The 21,807-nt window shown below is 68.8% G+C and carries 20 protein-coding genes; 7 read left to right on the forward strand and 13 right to left on the reverse strand.

Features of this window, described 5'->3' with window-relative positions:
* Positions 1 to 88: 88 nt before the first annotated feature.
* Together ACIA58_RS15630 and ppdK are read right to left on the reverse strand one after the other, a co-directional pair.
* Positions 89 to 868, reverse strand: coding sequence for a class I SAM-dependent methyltransferase (locus ACIA58_RS15630; protein ID WP_396404327.1), 780 nt, complete (start codon positions 866 to 868; stop codon positions 89 to 91).
* The gene (ppdK, locus tag ACIA58_RS15635) at positions 861 to 3,521 is read right to left on the reverse strand and encodes a pyruvate, phosphate dikinase (protein ID WP_396404328.1); all 2,661 of its coding nucleotides are present in this window, start codon (positions 3,519 to 3,521) and stop codon (positions 861 to 863) included. The genes ACIA58_RS15630 and ppdK overlap by 8 nt, the downstream gene beginning before the upstream one ends.
* Positions 3,522 to 3,807: 286 nt before the next feature.
* Between ppdK and ACIA58_RS15640 the strand changes: the two genes are divergently transcribed.
* Positions 3,808 to 4,680: a cobalamin-binding protein gene (locus tag ACIA58_RS15640; RefSeq protein ID WP_396404329.1), complete on the forward strand. Its 873-nt coding sequence runs from the start codon at positions 3,808 to 3,810 to the stop codon at positions 4,678 to 4,680.
* Here the strand turns inward: ACIA58_RS15640 and ACIA58_RS15645 are convergent.
* Genes ACIA58_RS15645 through ACIA58_RS15670 form a run of 6 tightly spaced genes read right to left on the reverse strand, consistent with a single transcriptional unit; the run spans position 4,677 to position 11,829 of the window.
* Positions 4,677 to 6,635: a VWA domain-containing protein gene (locus ACIA58_RS15645; protein WP_396404330.1), complete on the reverse strand. Its 1,959-nt coding sequence runs from the start codon at positions 6,633 to 6,635 to the stop codon at positions 4,677 to 4,679. The two genes, ACIA58_RS15640 and ACIA58_RS15645, sit on opposite strands and share 4 nt — an antisense overlap.
* A gap of 2 nt (positions 6,636 to 6,637) precedes the next feature.
* Positions 6,638 to 8,035: a sigma 54-interacting transcriptional regulator gene (locus ACIA58_RS15650; RefSeq protein WP_396404331.1), complete on the reverse strand. Its 1,398-nt coding sequence runs from the start codon at positions 8,033 to 8,035 to the stop codon at positions 6,638 to 6,640.
* Positions 8,036 to 8,080: 45 nt separating this feature from the next.
* Positions 8,081 to 9,370, reverse strand: a complete 1,290-nt coding sequence (locus ACIA58_RS15655; RefSeq protein ID WP_396404332.1) for a serine hydrolase domain-containing protein — start codon at positions 9,368 to 9,370, stop codon at positions 8,081 to 8,083.
* A gap of 9 nt (positions 9,371 to 9,379) precedes the next feature.
* The gene (locus tag ACIA58_RS15660) at positions 9,380 to 10,102 is read right to left on the reverse strand and encodes a Clp protease N-terminal domain-containing protein (protein ID WP_396404333.1); all 723 of its coding nucleotides are present in this window, start codon (positions 10,100 to 10,102) and stop codon (positions 9,380 to 9,382) included.
* Positions 10,103 to 10,151: 49 nt separating this feature from the next.
* A complete protein-coding gene (locus ACIA58_RS15665; RefSeq protein WP_396404334.1) occupies positions 10,152 to 11,291 on the reverse strand; it encodes a serine/threonine protein kinase in 1,140 nt (379 codons plus the stop codon).
* 10 nt (positions 11,292 to 11,301) lie between these two features.
* Positions 11,302 to 11,829, reverse strand: a complete 528-nt coding sequence (locus ACIA58_RS15670; protein WP_396404335.1) for a hypothetical protein — start codon at positions 11,827 to 11,829, stop codon at positions 11,302 to 11,304.
* A gap of 90 nt (positions 11,830 to 11,919) precedes the next feature.
* Between ACIA58_RS15670 and ACIA58_RS15675 the strand changes: the two genes are divergently transcribed.
* From ACIA58_RS15675 to ACIA58_RS15700, 6 genes are read left to right on the forward strand one after another with little or no spacing between them, the layout of a single operon-like run.
* Positions 11,920 to 12,252: a hypothetical protein gene (locus ACIA58_RS15675; protein ID WP_396404336.1), complete on the forward strand. Its 333-nt coding sequence runs from the start codon at positions 11,920 to 11,922 to the stop codon at positions 12,250 to 12,252.
* A complete protein-coding gene (locus ACIA58_RS15680; RefSeq protein WP_396404337.1) occupies positions 12,252 to 12,524 on the forward strand; it encodes a hypothetical protein in 273 nt (90 codons plus the stop codon). The genes ACIA58_RS15675 and ACIA58_RS15680 overlap by 1 nt, the downstream gene beginning before the upstream one ends.
* Positions 12,524 to 13,213, forward strand: a complete 690-nt coding sequence (locus ACIA58_RS15685) for a hypothetical protein (RefSeq protein WP_396404338.1) — start codon at positions 12,524 to 12,526, stop codon at positions 13,211 to 13,213. Before ACIA58_RS15680 ends, ACIA58_RS15685 begins: the two co-directional genes overlap by 1 nt.
* A gap of 19 nt (positions 13,214 to 13,232) precedes the next feature.
* Positions 13,233 to 13,733 carry a G/U mismatch-specific DNA glycosylase gene (mug, locus tag ACIA58_RS15690; protein WP_396404339.1) on the forward strand — a complete coding sequence of 167 codons (501 nt, stop codon included), beginning with the start codon at positions 13,233 to 13,235 and terminating at the stop codon, positions 13,731 to 13,733.
* Between the two features lie 24 nt (positions 13,734 to 13,757).
* Positions 13,758 to 16,397 carry a hypothetical protein gene (locus ACIA58_RS15695; protein ID WP_396404340.1) on the forward strand — a complete coding sequence of 880 codons (2,640 nt, stop codon included), beginning with the start codon at positions 13,758 to 13,760 and terminating at the stop codon, positions 16,395 to 16,397.
* A 36-nt stretch (positions 16,398 to 16,433) separates the two neighbouring features.
* On the forward strand, positions 16,434 to 17,075 hold the full coding sequence (locus ACIA58_RS15700; protein WP_396404341.1) for a hypothetical protein: 642 nt from the start codon (positions 16,434 to 16,436) through the stop codon (positions 17,073 to 17,075).
* Positions 17,076 to 17,111: 36 nt separating this feature from the next.
* Here ACIA58_RS15700 and ligD read toward each other — a convergent pair whose 3' ends face one another.
* The 5 genes from ligD to ACIA58_RS15725 all read right to left on the reverse strand — a co-directional run bounded on the left by ligD (position 17,112) and on the right by ACIA58_RS15725 (position 21,758).
* Positions 17,112 to 18,131, reverse strand: a complete 1,020-nt coding sequence (gene ligD / locus ACIA58_RS15705) for a non-homologous end-joining DNA ligase (protein WP_396404342.1) — start codon at positions 18,129 to 18,131, stop codon at positions 17,112 to 17,114.
* A 131-nt stretch (positions 18,132 to 18,262) separates the two neighbouring features.
* Positions 18,263 to 18,484, reverse strand: a complete 222-nt coding sequence (locus ACIA58_RS15710; protein ID WP_396404343.1) for a hypothetical protein — start codon at positions 18,482 to 18,484, stop codon at positions 18,263 to 18,265.
* A gap of 40 nt (positions 18,485 to 18,524) precedes the next feature.
* Positions 18,525 to 19,985, reverse strand: a complete 1,461-nt coding sequence (locus ACIA58_RS15715) for a hypothetical protein (protein WP_396404344.1) — start codon at positions 19,983 to 19,985, stop codon at positions 18,525 to 18,527.
* Positions 19,982 to 20,827 carry an acetylxylan esterase gene (locus ACIA58_RS15720; RefSeq protein WP_396404345.1) on the reverse strand — a complete coding sequence of 282 codons (846 nt, stop codon included), beginning with the start codon at positions 20,825 to 20,827 and terminating at the stop codon, positions 19,982 to 19,984. The genes ACIA58_RS15715 and ACIA58_RS15720 overlap by 4 nt, the downstream gene beginning before the upstream one ends.
* Before the next feature lie 4 nt (positions 20,828 to 20,831).
* Entirely contained in the window at positions 20,832 to 21,758 is a 927-nt protein-coding gene (locus ACIA58_RS15725) for an acetylxylan esterase (protein WP_396404346.1), read from the reverse strand.
* Positions 21,759 to 21,807: the final 49 nt, after the last annotated feature.

Consider the following 21,807-nt stretch of genomic DNA (forward strand, 5'->3'; position numbering starts at 1 on the left):
GCCGCCACAGCGGCTGGTTCAGGTCAGACCCGAAAGTCGACGAGTGATCTCCCTTCCCGCCCGGTTATTCTCACCAGTCCACGACCCACTACGCAAGGGGTTGGTTAAGAGAAATTCCTACAGACAGTTGATTCAGATAACGCTTCGTGATCGAGCCCCCGGCCGCCTCGATGAGAGCGCCGATGCAGTCGTACAGTCCGTCACGCCGCTCGATTGTCAAGGCCCGATGACCGGAGTACGAGGACAAAAGTTCGAGGTACTCGGTGCCCGAATAGTGGGCATCCCAGCCATAGCTGCGGAACTCGACGGACCCGAAAAGCCCCGACCGTCCGAGCCCTTCGGGATCCACCGGCACGTCGTCCTCGGCGGGTAGGCCATCGTGTACGGCGTCATCGGTGAACCGGTCGTAGCAGGACTGCACGTCGGCGAAGAACCGCTCGCTGCCACCCGCGACGTGATGCGTCGACACGACCGCGAGCGCACCACCTGGCCGCAGCAGCTCCACGCACCGCTGCACGCGCGTCGCAGGATCGAGCCAGTGGAACGCGGTCGCGGAGATGACCAGGTCGAAGGATCGTGCAGGCAGATCCAAGGTGTCGAAGTCCGCGACAACCACGTCGATCGCCGGGTACTTCCGCCGCAGGACCTCCGCAAGCCCAAGGCTCAGTTCGACCGCGGTGACCGGCCAGCCTCGGTCCACCATGGCGGACGTTGCCTGGCCGGTCCCCGGGCCGATCTCCAGGACCCGTGGACAGTCACCGACGATCGCGGCGAGGTCGTCGAAGAGCTCAGGTGGATAGGTAGGTCGGACGCGGTCGTACAGGTCCGCGTCCTCCCCGAAGGTCTGCCGGAGACTCTGTCTACTCACTCGCCAATGCTGCCCGGCCGGCTTCCAGCCGCGCCACCGGAATACGGAACGGTGAGCAGGAGACGTAGTCGAGACCGGCGTCGTGGAAGAAGTGGATGCTGTCCGGGTCGCCGCCGTGCTCGCCGCAGATGCCGAGCTTCAGGTCGGGCTTGGTCGCGCGACCGCGATCCACCCCGGTCCGCACCAGCGCGCCGACGCCTTCCCGGTCGATCGACTCGAACGGCGACACCGCGAAGATCCCCTTCTCCAGGTACCGCGAGAAGAACGCGCCCTCGACGTCGTCCCGGCTGAAGCCCCACGTGGTCTGCGTCAGGTCGTTGGTGCCGAACGAGAAGAAGTCGGCCGCCTCCGCGATCTGGTCCGCGATCACCGCGGCCCGCGGCAGCTCGATCATCGTGCCGATCGGGATCTCCTGGCCCGCACCGACTTCGGCGAGCACGCGTTCCACCTCGTCACGAGCCAGGTGCAGCTCCTGTACGGCGCCGACCAGCGGGATCATGATCTCCGGCTGTGGGTCCATGCCCTTGGCCCGGAGCTCGACCGCCGCCGACGCGATCGCCCGTACCTGCATCGCGAACAGCCCCGGGATGACCAGCCCGAGCCGCACCCCGCGCAGACCGAGCATCGGGTTCTGCTCGTGCAGCCGCTCGACCGCCGCGAGCAGTGCCGCGTCGTGGCCCGGCTCCTCGCCGCGCTCACGCGCCACCGCGACCTTCACCGCGAGCTCCTCCATCGACGGCAGGAACTCGTGCAGCGGCGGGTCGATCAGCCGGATCGTCACCGGCAGGCCGTCCATCGCGGTCAGCAGCTCCAGGAAGTCCCCACGCTGCAAGGGCTCCAGCTCCGCGAGCGCCGCCTCGCGATCGTCGTCGTTGTCGGCCAGGATCAACCGCTCGACCGACTCCCGCCGCTCGCCCAGGAACATGTGCTCGGTCCGGCACAACCCGATGCCCTGGGCACCGAACCGCCGCGCCCGCGCCGCGTCGTCCGCGGTGTCCGCGTTCGTCCGTACGCCGAGGCGCCGTACCTCGTCCGCGTGGGTGATCAACCTGTGCACCGACGCGACCAGCTCGTCGCCGGCGTCCGGGGCGAGCGTGCCCTCGAAGTACTGCACGACCGGCGACGGGACGACCGGGACCTCGCCGCGGAACACCTCGCCGGTGGTGCCGTCGATCGAGATCATTTCGCCGGCCTCCATCACCGCTCCGTTGACCTTGATGGTGCCCTGGGCAACATTCACGTCGAGCTCGTCGGCGCCGCAGACACAGGTCTTGCCCATGCCGCGGGCGACCACGGCCGCGTGCGAGGTCTTGCCGCCGCGGCTGGTCAGGATGCCCTGCGCCGCGATCATGCCGTGCAGGTCGTCCGGGTTCGTCTCGCGCCGAACCAGGATCACCTTCTCGCCGCGATCGGCTGCCTCGACCGCGGCGGCCGAGGTGAACACGACCTTGCCGGACGCCGCGCCCGGCGACGCACCGATCGCCTTGGTGATCAGGTCCTTCGCCGCGTCCGCGTCGAACCGCGGGAACATCAGCTGCGCGAGCTGCGCACCCTTCACGCGCTGCAGCGCCTCGTCGGTGTCGATCATGCCTTCGTCGACCAGGCTGGTCGCGATCCGGAACGCCGCCGCCGCGGTCCGCTTGCCGACCCGGGTCTGCAGCATCCAGAGCTTGCCGCGCTCGACCGTGAACTCGATGTCGCACAGATCGCGGTAGTGCCCCTCGAGCTTGGCCATGATCGCCATCAGATCGTCGTACGACGTCTTGTCGATCTGCTCGAGGTCCGCGAGCGGGACCGTGTTGCGGATGCCCGCGACCACGTCCTCGCCCTGGGCGTTCTGCAGGTAGTCGCCGTAGACGCCGGGCTGGCCGCTCGACGGGTCGCGGGTGAAGGCGACGCCGGTGCCGGAATCCATGCCGAGGTTGCCGAAGACCATCGAGCAGATGTTGACCGCCGTGCCGAGGTCGGTCGGGATCCGCTCCTGGCGGCGGTACAGGATCGCGCGGTCGGCGTTCCACGAGCGGAAGACGGCCTCGGTCGCGAGATCCATCTGGGTCCGCGGATCCTGCGGGAACTCACGGCCGGTGTGGTCGTGGACGGCCTGCTTGAACGTCTCGACCAGCGCCTTCAGGTCGTCGGCGTCCAGGTCGAGGTCGTTGCGGGTGCCCTTGGCCTGCTTCGCCGCCTCGATCGCGTCCTCGAACACGTCGCCGTCCATGCCGAGCACGGTCTTGCCGAACATCTGGATCAGCCGCCGGTACGCGTCCCAGGCGAACCGCGGGTTGCCCGAGTGGTGGGCCAGCCCGTTCACCGAGTCGTCGTTGAGGCCGACGTTGAGCACCGTCTCCATCATGCCGGGCATCGACACGGCAGCGCCGGAGCGGACCGACACCAGCAGCGGGTCGTCGGCCTGGCCGAGCTTCTTGCCCATCTTCTGCTGCAGCAGATCGACGTGCTTGTCGATCTCGTCGGCCAGGTCCGCCGGCACCGCGCCGGTCTGCAGGTACGCACGGCACGCGTCGGCGGTGATGGTGAAGCCGGGCGGCACCGGCAGGCCGAGATTGGTCATCTCGGCCAGGTTCGCCCCCTTGCCGCCGAGCAGCTGTTTCATGTCCTTGTTGCCTTCGGCGAAGTCGTAGACGAGTTTCGGCACGGTCACTCCCTGGGTTGCAGGCGGGTGTTTGCAGGCGCGGGAAGATGACCCGCTGGCCCATCGACTCCGGCGGCGGGGGCGTGCTTTCAGGGTAAGCCCAAAAACCAGTCCAGTTGAACACTGGTCTCACGATGCCGACGTGACCCTCCCCACAGCTCGAAGGCTGGAAAACCCTTCCCTGGTTGACAACGCGAGACAATCGGCGTGTCTCAGAATGAATCACAGGCAGGACGCTTCAAGCCGGTTTGGTCGGGGTACCGAGCGTCGCTGCGATTAGAGTCGGCGGGTGCGCATCGTCTCCCTGCTCCCCTCGGCGACCGAGATCTGCTTCGCGCTCGGCGCCGGCGACGACGTGGCCGGTGTCACGTTCGAGTGCGACTACCCGGCGGCCGCGCGGTCCCGGCGGATCGTGTCGACGACCGCTCTGCCGTCCGGTCTGACTCCTGGCGAGATCGACGCTGTTGTACGCCGGAAGGTGGCGGCGGGCGAGGATCTGTACCACCTGGACCCCGGTGCCCTGCGCGAGCTCGAGCCGGATGTGGTGATCACCCAGGACCTGTGCGCCGTGTGCGCCATCGAGGTGACCGACGTCGAGGAGGCGCTCAGCTACCTCGGATGCCGGGCTGAGGTGGTCACGACCGATCCGCACACTTTGGACGAGGTGCTCACGTCGATCGAGACGGTCGCGAAGACGATCGAGCGCGACGCGGCGCCGCTGGTGGCGAGCTTGCGCGCCCGACTGGGCGACCTCAAGAAGGGGCTGAGCCGTTCGCGTGAGGGTCCGGGCGAGCGGATGGCTCTGCTCGAGTGGACTGATCCGCCGTTCGCGCCGGGCCATTGGTTGCCGGAGATGGTGACGTTGGCGGGCGGGACGAATGTGCTGGGGAACGCCGGCCGGCGGTCGACCCCGGTCACGTGGGCAGAGGTCGCGGCCGCGGAGCCTGAGGTGATCGTGTCGGCGCCGTGCGGGTTTGACCTGGATGGAGCCGCGAAGCTGACGACGGAGTTGCTGCCGCGCCTGCCCGCCGACGTAGCGGTGTGGGCCGTGGACGCCAACGGGTACTTCGCGCGCCCGGGCCCCCGCCTGGTGGATGGAGTTGAGGTGCTGGCTGCCATCCTCCAGGGCGGGGACCCGGACCACGCGATCAGGTTGCGTTAGAGCTTGCGGCGCGTCCTGAGGTAGTCGCCCACGACGGCAGCGCCGAGGCCGTCGGGGTCGGGGGCGAGAACCCTGCCGCCGCTGCGCCGGGCGAGCAGGTCCACGAACGCGTTCAGCCGCGGGTCGTCGCCGAGGCGGAAGACGGTCAGCGTGGCGCCGAGCTTGGCCAGCCGGTCGACCTCGAAGATCGTCTTGCGGAGCGTCGCCGGCTCGGGCGGGTACGAGAACTCGGCCGTGCCGTCCGGCTCCAGGTGAGCAGTTGGCTCGCCGTCGGTCACCATCAGGACCACCGGCTGGGCGTCCGGGTGGCGACGAAGGTGGCGTCCGGCAAGGAGCAGCGCGTGGTGCGCGTTCGTGCCCTGCTCCCAGGCGCCTTCCATCCCGATCAGCTCCGGCAGCTCCACGACTCCGGCGTACCGCCCGAAGGTGATCAGCTGGAGTGCGTCGTTGCGGTAGCGGGTCGAGATGAGTTGGTGCAGCGCGAGCGCCGTCCGCTTCATCGGCAGCCAGCGGCCCTCCTGGACCATCGACCATGACGTGTCGACCAGCAGCGCCACCGCGGCGCGGGCGCGATGCTCGGTCTCGGCGATCTCCACGTCCGCCACGTCGAGCTTGACGCCTCCACCTCCGACATGAGCGGTCCGCAGTACGGCGTTTCGCACCGTCCGCGGCACGTCCCACGGCTGGGTGTCGCCGAACTCCCACTGCCGCGTGGACCCGCTCAGCTCACCGGCCGCACCGGCGTTCGCCGCGTCGCGCTCTCCCGATCCACGAGCAGCCCGCAGTACGTCGGCCAACGCGGTCTGCCCGAGCTGACGCAACGCCTTCGGCGACAAGCGCAGCGAACCGTCCGGCGCCCGCTCGATCAGGCCTTGATCACGCAGCTGCCGCTCCAGCTCGCTCAGCCGACGGGCGTCGACCGTTGCCTCGTCACCCAACTGCCGGGTGAGTGCGTCGAGGTCGATGTCCTCGAGCCGGGCGCCCGGATAGGACTGCGCCAGCTGCTCGGCCAGCGCATCCAGCTCGGCGAGATCGGACATCGCCCGCGCGCCCTCTGCGAGGCCGAGCGGATCCTCACCGCTCATCCGCTCCGACCCGGACCAGTCCTCGCCAGGCCGCAGCGACTGCAGCTGAGCATCCAGCTGGGCCAACTGCTGCGCGAGCTGCGGACTGCCGAACGCTTGCTGCGACAACTCCATCAACTCGGCCCGCTGCTCAGCAGTCATCGAGTTCATCATCCGTTGCGCCGCGGCCGCCCGCTGCGCGAGTACGTCGATCAGCTCCTCGACGTTCTGCGGGTTCTCCGGGAAGAACTCGCCGTGCTTGGCCATGAACTCCTCGAACAGCTCCGGCACCTCGGACCGGCCCTGCGCGTGCGCCGCGAGCAACGCGTTGAGGTCGGTGAGCATCTCGTTGATCGCCTCGACGTCCTCGGGCGTGGTCTGCTGCAGAGCCTCCTTCATACCCTCGAACCGCGATCCGAGCAGCTCCCGCCCGAGGAGCTCACGGATCTCCTCGTACTTCTCGCGGGCCTGGGACGACTGCCAGTCGTAGTTGGCCAGCTCCCGTACGGCGGCGGCCGTGCCGGACGGGAGTGCGTCGAGCTGAGCCTCCCGGAACCGGGCGTCGTCGGACGGATTCGGAAACAGGTCGTGCCGCTCCGCCTCGAGGGCCTCGTTCAGCAGGCGTTGGACGTCTCGCAGCGTGCCGTCGAGGTTGTGCCGCCGCTCGATCTCGCGGCGGCGCTCCCACAGCCGGCGGCTCAGGTCGTCGAGTCCCTGGGTGTTCCGGGTGCCGCGCCGGAGGAGTTCCTCCAGCGCGGACCGCGGGGACGACCCGTTCATCACGTCGCGGCCGATCTCGTCCAGCGCGTCCCGCAGGTCCGCGGGCGCCTTGAGCGGATCGGGCCCGTCGTGCCACGGCCCGTAGGACCAGCCTTCCGGAATGGACGACATGATCAGGCTCCGTAGACCGTGGTGTCGTCGTCGGCGTCCTTGGCTACTCGTTTCGACAGGTAGAGCATCTCCAGGGCGAGCTCGATGGCGGCGGCGATCCGGCCGGACGAGTCGTCCGGCTCGACACCGGCCCGGGCCGCGACGTCGTGCAGGACGGGCAGCTCGGGCAGCGCGGCGAGCACGTCCCGGCCGGGCACCCGCTCACCGGTCGTCACCAGGTTGCCATCGGCAACAGCATGCGCGAGCGGAGTGAGGTCGAGACCGGCGAAGCGCTCCCGCGCCGTGTCGGCCACCGACCGACGCAGCAGGTACTCGAGCAGCTCGATCTCGCGCCCCTCCTCGCCCGGCTCGAACTCCAGCTTGCCGCGCAGTACGGCGGGCACCGCCTCCAGGTCCACCGGCCGCGCGACGGCCGGCGTCTCGCCGGTGATCGCGCTCCGGCGCAACGCGGCGGCGGCGATCGTCTCGGCCGCGGCGACCGCGAACCGGGCCGACACACCCGACCGCTGGTCGATCGCGGTCGACTCCCGCAGATGCCGGACGAAGCGCGCCAGCACCTCCAGCAGCGGCTCGCCAACCTCGGCGGTGAGCTCGGCCTCCTGCCGGATCACGTCCACCTCGGCGTCGATGTCGAGCGGATAGTGGGTCCGGACCTCGGCGCCGAACCGGTCCTTCAGCGGCGTGATGATCCGGCCGCGGTTGGTGTAGTCCTCCGGGTTGGCCGTTGCCACCAGCAACACGTCGAGCGGCAGCCGCAGCGTGTACCCGCGGACCTGGATGTCGCGCTCCTCCATCACGTTCAGCAACGCGACCTGGATGCGCTCGGCAAGGTCCGGCAGCTCGTTGATCGCGACGATGCCGCGGTGCGAACGCGGGACCAGGCCGAAGTGGATGGTCTCGGGGTCGCCGAGACTGCGGCCTTCGGCAACCTTCACCGGGTCGACGTCACCGATCAGGTCTCCGACGGAGGTGTCCGGCGTCGCCAGCTTCTCGGCGTACCGCAGGTCGCGGTGCAGCCAGGCGACCGGCAGGTCGTCGCCGAGCTCGGCGGCCCGGCGCCTGGAGGCAGGGGTGATGGGGTCGAGCGGGTGCTCGGGCAGCTCCGCGCCCTCGATCACCGGGGTCCACTCGTCGAGTAGCCCGACGAGCGTGCGCAGCAGCCGGGTCTTGCCCTGACCGCGCTCACCGAGCAGGACGACGTCGTGCCCGGCGAGCAGCGCGCGCTCGAGCTGCGGGATCACCGTGCGGGTGAATCCGACGATGCCGGGCCACGGATCGCGTCCGGCCCGGAGTTGTTTCAGCAGGTTGTCACGGATCTCGGCCTTGATCGACCGGGGCAGATAGCTGGCGGCCCGGAGGTCACCAGCCTTACGGGGAAGTTCAGCAGGTGCACTAGTCACCCTGAAGACGTTAGCTCGGTCGGCCCAAAGTGCACCCGGTTTATCTCATCGCCTGGGCGTCACGCGACCGGACGTGAACAGGTGGGTCGGCGTGAAGGTCAGGGGGACCCACGGGTGGTCGGGCGAGTACCGGATGACGAAATGGTCGCCGTCCAGCGGCTTCGTCGGCAGCATCTCGTACTCGTGCACCGGTTCCTCGGCGAACGCCAGCCGGTCCCCCGTCGCCTGCTCGGTCAGCAGCAGACGGTCACCACGCCGTCCGACGTCGAGCCGCACGCCGGCGCGCTCGTACCGACCGACGTTGCGGTCGTCGATGGGGGCGTCGATGGGGGCGTCGACGGGCTGCGGCGAGTCCGGGTGGGCGACGCCGACGAGCTCCCTGAACACCTCCGTGGCCAACGGCTCGAACAGCCTGGTCCCGTTGCCGGAGTTCGTCAGCAGGCACATGATCAACCGCGCCTCGGGATCGATCCGCAGGAAGGCCGTCTGCGAGATCGTCGAGCCGTCGTGGCCGAAGATCCGGCGACCGTCCCAGTCGTAGATCCGCCAGGTCAGGCCGAGGTCGACGAAGCCGCCGATCCCACCGGCGAACGGCACCTGCGGCTCCTGCATCGCCGCGTAGGCGTTGTCGGTCAGGTGCATGCGGGCGAACTCGAGCACGTCGCCGGCGCTCGCCGCGATCAGGCCCGCCGGCCCGATGCTGCGCGGCAGCTGCCACGTCCTGACCGGTGAGCTGTCCTCGGCGGTGTGACCGCGGGCGGCGCGGTGCAGGATCGCTTCCTCGGGCAGCGTGACGGTGTGGGTCAGGCCGAGCGGCTCGATCAGCCTGGCCCGCAGCGATTCGTCCCAGGTCCGGCCGTCGAGGACCTCGATCAGCCTGCCCAGTACGACGAATCCGGCATTGCAGTACGAGTACGCCGTACCGGGCTCGAAGAGTTGCTCGACGTCGGCCAGCAAGGCGACGTACCGCTGGAGGCAGTCGTCGCCGCGGCCGGTGTCGGTGAACAGGTCGCCGTCGATTCCGCCGGTGTGGGTGAGCAGGTGACGGACCGTGACGCGGCTGTCGATAGGTGCCTCAGGCAACAGCTTGACCACCGGATCGGGCAGCCGCAGCCGGTCCTCGGCGGCGAGCTGGACGATCATCGCCGCGGTCCACGACTTGCTGACCGAGCCGATCTGGAAGAGCGAGTCGGCGGTGGTCTCCACCCCGGTCGCGGCATTGAGGACGCCGTACGGCGTGATCGTGGTCGCGCCGTCGTGCCAGATGCCGAGCACTGCCCCGGGCACCTCGGCCGCTACCGCCAGCTCGTTCAACCGCGCAGACCAGTCAGGCATGCGCCCAACCTACTTCTTGAGCGCCTCCAGCGCCGCGCGAATATCGGCCCAGGCCGCCGACTCGTCCAGGCCCTGCTCGAGCAGGATCTTCGTAGCGATGCCGGCCTGGTCGCGGTAGAAGGCAAGCAGGAGATGCTCGGTGCCGACATAGTTGTGACCGAGCGTCAGCGCCTCGCCGGCCGCGCCCTGCAGGACGTGCGCCGCACGCCGGGTCCACGGCGGATCCTCGACGTCCAGATCCTTCGGTTCGGTCGATGGCGCCGGCTCGGCCGCCGGGCTCTTGGCGTCGACGGCCCGAAGCACCGATTCCTCGGTGATGCCGTGGCTGACGAGGACCTTGGCGGCGATCGCGCCCGGCTCCTTGTACATCCCGAGAAGGAGGTGCTCCGTGCCGACGAAGTTGTGATTGCGGGCCCGGGCGATGTCCTCGGCGGCCTGCACCACCGAACGCGCCCGCTGGGTGTAGCGCTCGAACGCCGGCCGCGCGGTCCAGGAGTCGGCGAACCGCTTGTGAGCGGCCTGCTTGCTGACGCCGAGCACCGCGCTGATCTCGACCCACGACTTCCCCGCGCCGCGGGCCCGGTCGACGAAGAACCCGAGCGCGGCGTCGCCGGTCGTGGTCAGTTCGCTGATCGTCGCCGCCGCGGTGGCGAGCTGCTCGAGCTCGTCGTCGCTGCCGGTGTCGGACTTGATGGTGTTGATGAGCTGCTGCAGATCGGGTCCAGGAGTCATGCGTCAACCTTAGGTTGACGATCTCGCAGCGTCAACCCTGGGTTGACGATCAGCAGTGGTGCCGGACGAAGTCGGTCAGCGACCAGCCGGTGCGCCCGTCCGGCAGCCGCACATGTACCCAGGTGTCGCCGTCGCGCGGCGAGATCGGCGTCAAGCGGTCCCCGTAGTACACAGTCGCGACCACCGTCCGGCTCCGTGGCGCGTCCCGGACCGTCGCATCCTGCGCGCACACCGTCAGCTGGTCGTCATCCGCCTGTTGGTTGCGCAGGGCAAACATTCCGCCGATCACGGCGGTCAGGGCGACGCCGGCACCAGCCAGCACGAGCCGCCGCCTCGAACGGCTCCGCGCAACGACTCCCGTGCCGAGTGCTTTCGCAAATTCGGCTGCCGTTGCGAAGCGGTCACCCGGGTCCTTCGCCATCGCCTTCCGGATCACGGCGTCGTACTGCGTGACACCTGTGATCGGCGGAGGCAGCATCGCGACGGCATACGCCAGCTCCGGGAGGGTGCGACGCTCGTACGGGCGTTTGCCGGTGAGGAGGCTGTACAGCGTGCCGCCGAGCGCGTAGACGTCGGTCGCTGGTGAGACCGGATCGCCGCGCCACTGCTCGGGCGCCATGTAGGCGACCGTGCCGGCCATCCCGCCGAGGGCAGGCCCGGCGGGTGCGCCGGTGTGCAGCCAGGCGGCGTCGCCGCTCAGGTCCAGCCCAGTGGTGGATTCGAGGCCGGCAAGCTGACGGGCGACGCCGAAGTCCGCGACCATCGGGCGGTCGTCGTTCAGGATGATGTTGGCCGGCTTGAGGTCGCGATGGATGACACCCGCGCGGTGCAACGCGTCGACCGCATCGGCGACCTCGGTCATCAGCCCGACCGCGCGCTCGACCGGCAACGGACCTTGGTCGGCGAGCAGATGCTGGAGATCCGGGCCGCTCAGCCGATCCATGACCAACCAGGCTTGATCGCGTTCGCCGCCGACCTCATGCACCCGCACAACGCCGGGATGTACGACGGCCGCGGCGAGCCTTGCCTCACGCCGCAGCCGTTCGCGGTACTGCGGGTCGACCAGCTCCGGATGCACCACCTTGATCGCGACAGCGCTCGCGTCGGCCAGCCGGTTCGCGGCGTACACCACCCCCGTCGCACCCGCACCCAGCGGCTCCGCCAGACGGTAGCCGGGTACGTCGATCACGGCTCGCACACTAACTGGCACTGTCCGCTTCCGGAAGGGAATCTGCTGTCAGTTCGACCAGGGTTTCCAGCTGTGCCAACTCGGCCACGACCTTGCGCCGGAACCGCTGCAGATTGCCGGGATCGTCACCGGCCGCGCGGAGCGGCGAGAGCAGTTGCCGTACCGCTCGGCCGAGCCGGTCGTCCGCGGCATCGTCGACGACCGGCAGCAATTCCCGGGCCTCGGCCAGCGCCTGGCTGAGGAGCTTCAGCCGGATCGGGTCCTCGAGCACGAGCGCAGCGACCCGGAGCATCCGCCGGCCTGCCTTCAACGCGAGCTCCGGGCTGATCGGCTGCGCCGGTGCATCGCGCTGCTCGCGAACCACGTCGATCCAGGGCTCGATGGTCGCACCGCGCCAGATCGGGCCGGACGAGAGTTCGCCGTCCGGCTCGGGGATGCCGTGGCTGCGGCGGCGGCGCCAGGCCGTGACGAGTTGCCGGTTCAGGCCGAGCGCGTCGGCGATCTCCGCGAGGCCGTAGTACTCCTTCCGCTCGATCACGGGGCTCACTGTATCCACTGATGACAGGTCTTGCCATCTCTGAAGACACGTCCTACCGTCATCACAGATGACATGAACTCGGAGGTTCTGATGACATTTGTGGTGACACGGAAACCCGCCCTCCTCCTCACCGCGGTCGCCGTCACCGGCGCCGCACTGACCGCCGGGACGCCCGCGGCCGACGCGGTCGAGGTGCCCGAGCACGCGATCATCGTGTGCCAGGACGCGACCATGTACGAGAACTACGACTTCTCCATCCCAGGTCCGGTGCACCCGCTCCGGACGCTGACCTACGGCGACAAGGTCGGCCACACCCGCGGCAAGCACCCGGTCTACAACGGCTGGGCGTCGATCCAGGACTTCGGTCCGAACGACTGGGGCTTCGTCCGGATCGAGTGCCTCGGCGGCTGGGGGTCCTGGTGATGAAGCGAGTCGCTCTGGCCGGTGCACTGCTGGTCGCATCCGCCGTACTCACGTCGGTCCCCGCGAACGCCGCGAACGGTCACGTCGGTGTCCGCGAGACCGTCTGCGCGCAGGACCTCGAACTGCGGGTCGCGCCGGGCGGTGCGCGGATGGGCACGCTGCACAAGCCGCAGACCTTCCTGGTGAAGGAGATCCACGGCGAGTGGGCCTGGGGGTTCGCGTACGGCGACATCAATCATGACGGCTGGGTCCAGGACGGGTGGTTCTGCTGATGCGACGACTGCTCGCGGCGGTGTGCGGCGTCGTTCTGGGCATGAGTGGCATGGTGGCGTTCACCCAGCCGGCGCACGCCGTCAACCAGTACACGACCGTCGGCAACGTCCAGAAGCCGGCGGCCTGCAACAACCACGGCGTGATGCCGGCCGGCGGCTGGCTTGCGAACAAGTCGTGCGGCTACGTGATGGGTACGGCGATCGCGGGGACCAGGTTCGACGTACACACGACGACCTCGAACAACTTCCACTTCGGCCGCTGGCGGGCCGGGGACGGGTCGAACTTCTGCGCGTTCCTGGTGCCTGGCGCGCTCGACACCTCGCACTCCACGCCGGTCGCGGCCAGTTGCAGCGACGACACGAGTGAACGGCTGTCGCACCGCCGGACGTTCGGCCGGGACTTCGACGCGGCGCCGCACACCGGCAACGGGGCGATCATCGTCAGCATCAACCCGTCGGCGTGCACCGGCTACTACAACTACTTCACCGACAGCACCTACACCACCGGCAGCCTGCACGACCCGGTCGGCTTCGCCCTCCCGGCCACCGGCGGCTACCGGTACTCCACCAACGACCTGGGCGCTTCGATGATCCGGGTCGATGCGCTCGGCGAAACCATCTGGCTCTTCGTCGCGCGCAGCTGCATCGCCTCGCAACTCCCAGCCGGTCAGAACAACGAGAATGATTGAGGTTGGGTAGCTTTTCCTCATGCAAGCTCTGCCCGACGTCATCGGCCCCGGCCTGAAGGTGCTGTTCTGCGGGATCAACCCGGGGCTGATGTCGGCGGAGACCGGTCATCATTTCGCCCGGCCGGGGAACCGGTTCTGGCCGGCGTTGCAGCTGAGTGGGTTCACGCCGCGGCAGCTGAAGCCGGCCGAGCAGGGCGAGTTGCTGGAGTACGGACTGGGCATCACCAACGTGGTCGACAAGCCGAGCGCCCGCGCCGACGAGCTCACCCGCCCGGAGCTCGTCGCCGGTGGCGAGAACCTGGTCGCGAAGGTGCTCGAGATACAGCCCGAGTGGCTCGCCGTGCTCGGCGTGACGGCGTACCGCGACGCGTTCGCCGACCGTACGGCGGCCATCGGCAAGCAGGACCGCATGATCGGCGCAACCCGCGTCTGGGTCCTCCCAAACCCGAGCGGCCTGAACGCGCACTACACGTTGCCGAAGCTCGCTGATGCGTTCGCGGAGCTCCGACGGGTCAGTTGACCGGTCGTTCGGCAGGATGGGGGCATGCGAGCCAGGGACCTGCTGCGGGCGATCGACCAGCTTTCGTACGGCAACCGGCTGCGGCACGTGGCGCTCGAAGGCCACCGGCTGCGCGGGACCGCCGGACTGAGCTCGTTGCTGGATGAGCTCGGGCGAGGTACTCCGTACGAGCGGACTCTGGGCGTGACGATCGCGCAGGTCTCCGGCGAGATCGGCTACATCACGCGATTGCTCGACGATCCGTTGCCGACGGTGCAGCATCGCGCGCTCGCGGCGGTCGGCAGAGGCGTCGCGGTCTCGGACGACGACCTGCGGATCCTGTACGACGACGCGCCCGCCGTACTGCGCGCCAAGCTCCTGCACGTCATCCGCAAGACAGGCAGGTCCGCGCTCGCCGCTCGCCTCATCGACGACCACCGCGAACGCTGGGGCGACCGCGCCGCCGCGACCCTGCTCTCGACCACGGACGGCGAGACCGTCGAGCGTCTGCTGCCCGAGCTCGCCTACATCCTCGGCCCCGGCGAGTGGGAACGCCTCGGATCGCGGCACCCCAAGGTCGTCCTCGCCCATGCGCACAGCACGCTGCCGTCCGGGGCGGATCGCGACGAGTGGTGGCAGGGCGCGGCGTACGGCGTGGTCGGGGCGCTCGACCACGACCCGGCACAGGTCGCGGCGCTGCTCACAACCGCGCTGGTACCGGACCAGTTGCCTTCAGCATTCACGTCCGTGCTCGGGCGCTTGATGGACGCCGACCCCGCGGCGGTGCTGCGGATCCTGCTCACGCCGGAGCGGGCCTGGTCGTTGCCCAACGCCCTCACCCCCGCAGTACGCCGACGGCTGTATCGCTACTCCGACGACGATCTGATCGCGCTCGGCCGACTGTCGTGGCCCATGCTGCCCGGTCTGCTCAGTGACCTGCCGCTGTCCCGCCGCGCCGCTGTGTTCGCCGGCAGCACCAGTACCGTCGACCTCGGCCAGATCGTGCTGTCCACCGAGCTGCTCGCTCTGCTCCCCCGGCAGCTGCGCTTCGAGCAGACGCGGCGGATGCTCGCCTTGCCAGCGGTTGCTGAGGGCAATCATTCGCGCTGGCAGATCACCGCGTTCCTGCCGTACGACGAGGCGTTCGCGCTGCTCGAGCCGGAGATCACCCAGCCGGACGCCGACGATCGCGCCAGGGTGTACCGGGCGGTCATCGAGTCGGCCGGGCACTCGCGCCGGCCTGCCGCGGTCTCGGCTGCGGTGTCGTGGGTTACGCGGGTCCGGAATGATCGGGACACCGTTCGCCAGGAGGTCTTGCGGGCCGTCAGCAAGCTTCCGCCCTCGATGCTGAGCGGCGCCCTCACGCCATCGCTCGAGACCTTGCTGTCCGACGCGATGGGCGCTCGGGACACCAGTTGGGTCACGCAGCGAGCGCTCAATGCCTTGGCCATCACCGCCGTCCAGGAAGGTGCCCGACGCAACGATCCTTCCCTGCTGGAGTGGGGTCTGCAGGCGCACGGACGATTGACCGGGAACAAGGGATCCATCTCGCTGTACGGCCTGATCGAGGGCCTGCCCCGCGGGCGGGAAACGGCTGTGTACGACGTGCTGCGGAAGTACGTCGACGCCGGGGTGGCGCGGAAGGAGTTCCGGCTCGCGTTCGCGATCTCGCGGGCCTTCGACGAGCGTGGCTGGTCGATCGCGCACCTCCAGACCGCGCTCGAGAAAGCGGTCTGGTCGAACCAGGAGTACACCGTCGCCGAGGCGACCGAGTTGTGGTTGTGGCCGTCGAAGACGCGCGGCGAGCGGGTCGAACGGATCATCAAGCGCGACGTCGGGATGGCGCGCTGGGATCCGGTCTGGCGGGCGGTGACCGAAGTACGCACGGACTTGCTGGACGCCGTACTCGCGCGTCCTGGCCGGATCCACCGCTTCGAGCGGAATCACCCGGCCTGGCACGTTTCGGACCGTGCGATCCGCCGCTGGCTCCCCCGCCAGCAGGAGCGGTACGCCGAACTCGTCGCCGGCGCGGCCAATGACCGACGGATGCCGGACTGGACCCGCGCGAACGCCGTCTCGATGCTGGGCCATGTCCCTGGCGCCGGCCGTGCTGCGCTCGAACCGTTCCTTCATCACACGTCGGTGCTGCTGCAGGAGGCTGCGCTCGGGGCGTTGGCCTGGACGGACGCGCCGCAGGAATCGCTGCCGGTGTTGCTCGCGCATGCCGCAGACGATCGGGCGCGGGTCGCTCTGTATGCGGCTGGGCGCGCAGCGTCGTTCGTACGGCCGAGCAGATTGCCGGGATTGCTGCATCCGGTGCTGGTCGGTGGAGGCGTGAAGATCACCTCGCGGAAGGAGGCGGCCCGGCTGCTCGGCAAGCTGCGCGCTCCCGGTGCGAGTGCTGTCCTCGCAGACGCTTGGTCCTCGGCGCACCGTGATGTGAAGGCCGCGATCGCCAGTGCGGCATCGCAGTACCTGCTGCACGAGCCGGCGAGCTGGGCCTTGCTGCAGCAGGCAGTTCACGACAGTGCGGCGACGGCTACGGTTCTTACGCAACGCCCGGCGTACGGGATGGCGTCGACGTACCGCGGACGGTACGCCGACCTGCTGGTGGCGGTCACGAACCGGCCTGAGTCCGAGGTGGTCCGGAGCGCGGTGCGATCACTGCCGCGGTGGGCGCGGTGAAATCCCGCGGTCGCGCCGATCTGCGTGGACTTCATCGTGGATCTGTCCACTCCGACAGTCTGGAAGGAGGCGATCACGGCGCTGGTCGCGGTCGATCCCGAGCTGGCCGGGCAGGAGGTTGTCAGGGCTGCGCGGCTGCTGGTTCGACTGGAGGCTGATCCGCACCTGCCCGACGCGACGCCCGAGCGTGATCACCCGGCCCGGCAGCGGCTCGACGTGCTGGTCAAGCGGCTGTCGCAGGCGTTCCACGCGAAGCCGGATCGGGTGATCCTCAGGACTGTCGCCGGGGAACTCGACAGTCCGGATCTGCTGCGGATGCGATTGGAGCTTCTCGTCGATTCGGTCGACTTGCGTGACCTCTCGACCGAGCTGTTTGCGCTGGCGGAGGTGGTCGAGGGACGGCCGTTGGCGGCGTACAACGCCGCGTTCCGTCTTGGCGCACGGCTCGGGTTGCTTCCGGCGCAATGGACGCCGGAGCTGCTTGAAGAGCCAGCGCGAGCCATGCTTCGCGGCGAGACGTTGATGTCTGGACTCGTTGCTCACTCGCTGATCGGCGCGGCCGGGCGGCGCACCGGCTGGGCGCCGGTGTGGCGTGAGTTGCTGGTCGAGCTGCGCAACCATCCGCATCCCGACGTACGCCAGGGAGCGCTGGAGCTGACGACAGCGACCGAGTTGTAGTTAGTCCGGCTCCTACTCCGGCTCCTACTCGGGCAGCTACTCGGGCTGCTGCTTGGGCTGCTGCTTGGAGTTCTGCTCGGAGTTCTGCTCGGACTTCTCTGCGGCTTCGCGGGCGCGTTTGCGGCGTTTGCCCTCGTGCATGGCGACGACCCGGGCGACCGGGATCGCGCGGCCTTCTTCCAGCAGGTCCTCGGGGAGCGACTGCGGTGCGGGCAGTTGGTCGGCCCAGGGGTCGGCGTCGCCCAGGAGACCGGGGGCGGTCCGCAGGGTGAAGTCGCGCGGGGTCACGCTCTCGATGTCGTCCCAGCCCACCGGATACGAGACCGTCGTACCGGGCCGGACCCGCGGACTGTACGCCGCGACGATCGTCGCCCCGCCGGAACGGGTCGAGTCGACAAACACCTTCCCGTGCCGGTCCTCCTTGATGTACGCCGTCGTCGCGACCGACGGATCGATCTTCTCGGCCCGCGCCGCGATCGCCCGGGTCGCGGCCGCCGCGTCCTCGATCGACACCGTGTCGACGATCGGCACGATCACGTGCACGCCCTTCGCACCACTCGTCTTGACCGCGCCCGACAACCCGGTGTCCGTCAGCGCCTGACGTACGAGCAGCGCGGCCTGCACCGCCATCGTGAACGTCTCCCCCTCCGGCGGATCGAGGTCCAGCACGAGATGCGTGACGCGATCCCAGCGGTCGGCGCGCATCAGCGTCGGGTGGTACTCAACCGCGCGCTGGTTGGCGAACCACAGCAGCGTCCGACGGTCGTCGCACAACGCGTACGACACCTCGCGCTTGGATGCCTCCGCCCAGACCGGCACGGTCTTCACCCAATCCGGCGTGTACTTCGGGACGTTCTTCTGCATGAACTTCGGCTGCCCCGGACGAATCCGGATCACCGACAACGGCCGCTCCCGCAACTCCGGCAGGATCCGCTCGTGCACCGCGTCCAAGTAGTCGACCAGATCCCGCTTGGTCGCCTCCGCCCCGTCGAACAACGGCTGATCCAAGTTGGTCAGGTCAACGCCATTCCGCGTCTCATCCGGCTTACTCGCCATCCCCAGAGCTTAAAAGCCACACAGCCCGCCGAAAACCCCACTCACCCCCTCCACCACGCGAGCACCCCCACCCCAGCGCACGAGCACCCCTCCACCCCCGCGCGAGCACCACACCCCATCGCACGAGCACTTCACTCGCCCCACCACCCCGACAGCACGAGCACCCCACCCCCACCACCCCGGCAGCGCGAGCACTCCACCCCGCCACTCGCCGCCGCGCGAGCACGCACACCCCACTCGCCCCAGCCCCGCAGCGCGAGCAATCCGCCACCCCAGTCCCACCGTGCGAGCAGCCGACGGTTTGTTTGTTCGCTGGCGGGTTGCAGTACGTCAGCGGTGATACAGCCCGCCATCGAGCCCACTGGAAGTCGGCGGATTGCGGATGGTCGTCGGTTATTCGGAGGTGAGGATCTTTAGGAGGGCCTGGAGAACTACCTCATCCTCGCCCGGTTGGAGCGTCTGCGGATTAAGGGCGATCGCATCATCCGGAAGACCGAACGTTCCGACGGCGATCCGCGGCTCGCCGTCCCACAGTTGCTTGATCACCTCATCCCTCCTGCCGGGGAGCCTCAGTACGGCGCGACTGTGAGGCTGACCGGCCTCGCTCGGATAACCACGCTCGACCACAACTCCCGGGATCCCCTGCAAGCCCACAATCCAATTGTCAACAATCCGCTCGTACGACGCGAGCAGTTCGGTCTCGTCCTGTTGCAGCGTCCACTCAACCGCAGCGAGCAGGCCGAGAAGCTCCTCCTTGCCGACCTTCATCCCACGCCCGATCTCGTGGTTAGGCGACGAGTGCGCCCGAATCCGATCGATCAACCACCCCTTCCCCAGCACCAGCCCACTCGCCTGCGGCCCGCGTAGCCCCTTCCCACCACTGACAATCACCGCGTCAGCACCAACATCCCGCGTAAACCGCCAAAGCGACGCCACAGGCGGAATCTGAGCCGCAGCATCCACAATCACCGGCACCCCCGAAGGTCCCAGAGCGACTCCCGACGCAGCTGCCCCACCTCCCGAACCCCCGACAACCACCCCCGAACCGCCCGCGGCCACTCCGGATGCAGCTAGTGCAGCTTCTGGTGCCCCAGCGACCACCCCCGAAGCGCCAGCGGTTACTCCGATGGCGTCGGGGGCCACTCCCGGAGATCCAGCGGCAAGCCCGGAGGCGGCGGGGGCCACTCCCTGAGAGCCGGCGGCTACTCCGGGAGCGGCGGGGGCCACTCCCTGAGAGTCAGCGCCCACTCCGGAGGGGGCGGGGGCCACTCCCTGAGAGTCAGCGCCCACTCCGGAGGGGGCGGGGGCCACTCCCTGAGAGGGGGCGGCTGCTTCGGTGGCGGCGGGGACGAGCGCCTGGGAGGACTTATCCGATTCGTGTGTGACTCGGACTACCTCCTCGATTGGCAGGGCGTCGGCTGCGTAGTGGGCGCCGGCCATCCAGAGCACGCAGGCGGGTCGTCGTGCGAGGGCTGCCTGGAGTTCCTCGACGGACGGGCCGATCTCGTGGACGTGGACGCCGAGGAAGCGCGCCGAGTAGTCGTAACCGTTGCGCTGGCTCGCGAACATCACGATCTCGGCGTCGGCCGGGAACGCCTGCGACTCAGTGGTGATGCACGAGGCGATCGCGAGCGTGATGGCGGCTGCGGCGCCGGAAGTCACGTACGCGGCCTCGTTGTGCGTCAGCTCGGCAAGACGGTCACCAACGCGGACCTGCAGCTCGGGAAGGTCGACGAAGCGGGTCGCGGCGTCCGCCATCGCCTGGATGACAGGCGGCGGCATCAGCGAGCCACCAAGGAACGTGACGGTGGCGTTGGCGTTGATAACCGGCCGAACGCCGAGAGGGCTGCTCATGCGATGAACTTCGACATCGCAGGTACGCCCGACCGCTCCGCCAGCCACGCGTCGAGGAAGTCGTTGTCGGTGCCGTCCAGGTGCGTGACGTTGTAGACCTCAGCACTCGGTACGGCGGAGATCAGCGGACCACACCAGTCAGCATTGTCGATTGCAAACAATGTGCGGCCGGTGATCGCAGGAGCGTGCCGCACCGGATCGAAGTACGACAGCGTGGTCGCCAGCGTCTCGGCCGAGGAGCCTGCGCGCAGGTGATCGTTGAGTTCCTCCAGCGGATAGAGGGACGAGCTGAGCCGCGCCTCCATCGCCCGATAGAACAGCAGGTCCGTCACCCGCACCGCATTGAACCCCGGCCGCCGCGCAGCCGTCAGCACAGCCAGATCGTCCCCGCTGACCGCGACCCGCTCCGGATCGACCTCTGCCAGTCCCCGCAGGAACTCCGCTGCCCGCAGACAGTCCGCCGCGATCCCGCGGTAGATGTACGTCGCCGGGTCATCGATGCGCATTGTCAACAATCCCGGGTACGCCGCCGCGAACCCCTCGTCCGCGAGCCGCTGACCGCGGTGCATGAGGCTGAGTACGACGTACCGGCTCCGGTCGTTCGGATGGGGGATGTTGTTGACGCTGCCGTACCGCGGGGTGATGAGCAGCGCTGGGAACGGGCCGTCGCCGGCTGGGATGCTGAGGTTGCCGTAGACACGGTACGGTCCGGTGCTGGTGATCCGCAGCGTGTAGAAGGTTGCTTCGTCGGTCGTGCGCGCCGGCAGGAGATCGAGCACCGGCCGACCGGGGATCGCCGCCAGTTCGTCATCCACGGCGGCCCAGTAGTTGTCGAAGTCCATCAGTTCACCATCCCGGGGTGAGGTGCTCGGCGAGGAAGTCCTCGACGACCCGCATCACGTCCGGCAGGCCGGCGTGATGAGCACAGTGTGGATAGGTACGCAGCGTCGTCTCGCACGTCAGCGCCCGATGTAGCGCGAACCCGGTCTCCGGAGGGCACACATCGTCCTCGAGCCCGACGTACAGCAGGGTCGGCGCTGTAACCTTCGGCGCGAAGTTCAGCCCGTCGTAGTAGGCGACCGTCTCGCGCACCCGGTCGACGTCCTTCGGGTGGACCCGGAGGTACTCGTTGATCTCCTCGTACGGGTACGAGCGGGTCAGCGTCGGCGCGGTCATGATCCCGCAGAGGTACGGCGCACCTGCGGCCACGCACCGGATCACGTCGGGCATCAGGGCGGCTGTGGAGATCCCGAGCCCACCACCCTGGCTCGAGCCCTGGAGTCCGATCCGCAGATTGTCGACATCTGGACGATCCAGCAACACTTCAACCGCGCGAACGACATCCAGGTAGAACCCGCGATAGCCGTACGTGTTGTGGTCGACGATGTTGTGCGTCAGCAGACCCGGGTAACCGGGGTTGAACGTCTCGTTGGACCTCAGCTTGCCGCGGGGCGCGACCGCGAGCGCGGCGTACCCGAGCTCCGACCACTCCTTCGGGATCGTTGGCTCCGAGATGTAGCCGGGGATGGTGACGAGGGCGGGCAGCGGGGCGGGGGCGTCGCGCGGGACGGTGTACCAGCCGGCGATCCGCAGACCGCCGTAGCTTGTGTATCGCAGATCGTAGACAATCACAGTGTCTGTGGAGAGCGTCGGCATCTCGGTGAGCACCGGGTCGAGCGGGTACGACGCACAGTCGGCCAGTCCGGCCGCCCAGAAGTCGTCGAAGTCATCAGGCAGGTCGACCACGACAGTTGCGTTCTCGGGGTCTCTCAAGAGCGTTCCTCTCAGCTCGGGCGCGTCTTGGTTCGGGGTTTCTAGTTCA

This window comes from Kribbella sp. NPDC051586 (genome assembly GCF_044453965.1).
Classification (GTDB): Bacteria; Actinomycetota; Actinomycetes; order Propionibacteriales; family Kribbellaceae; genus Kribbella.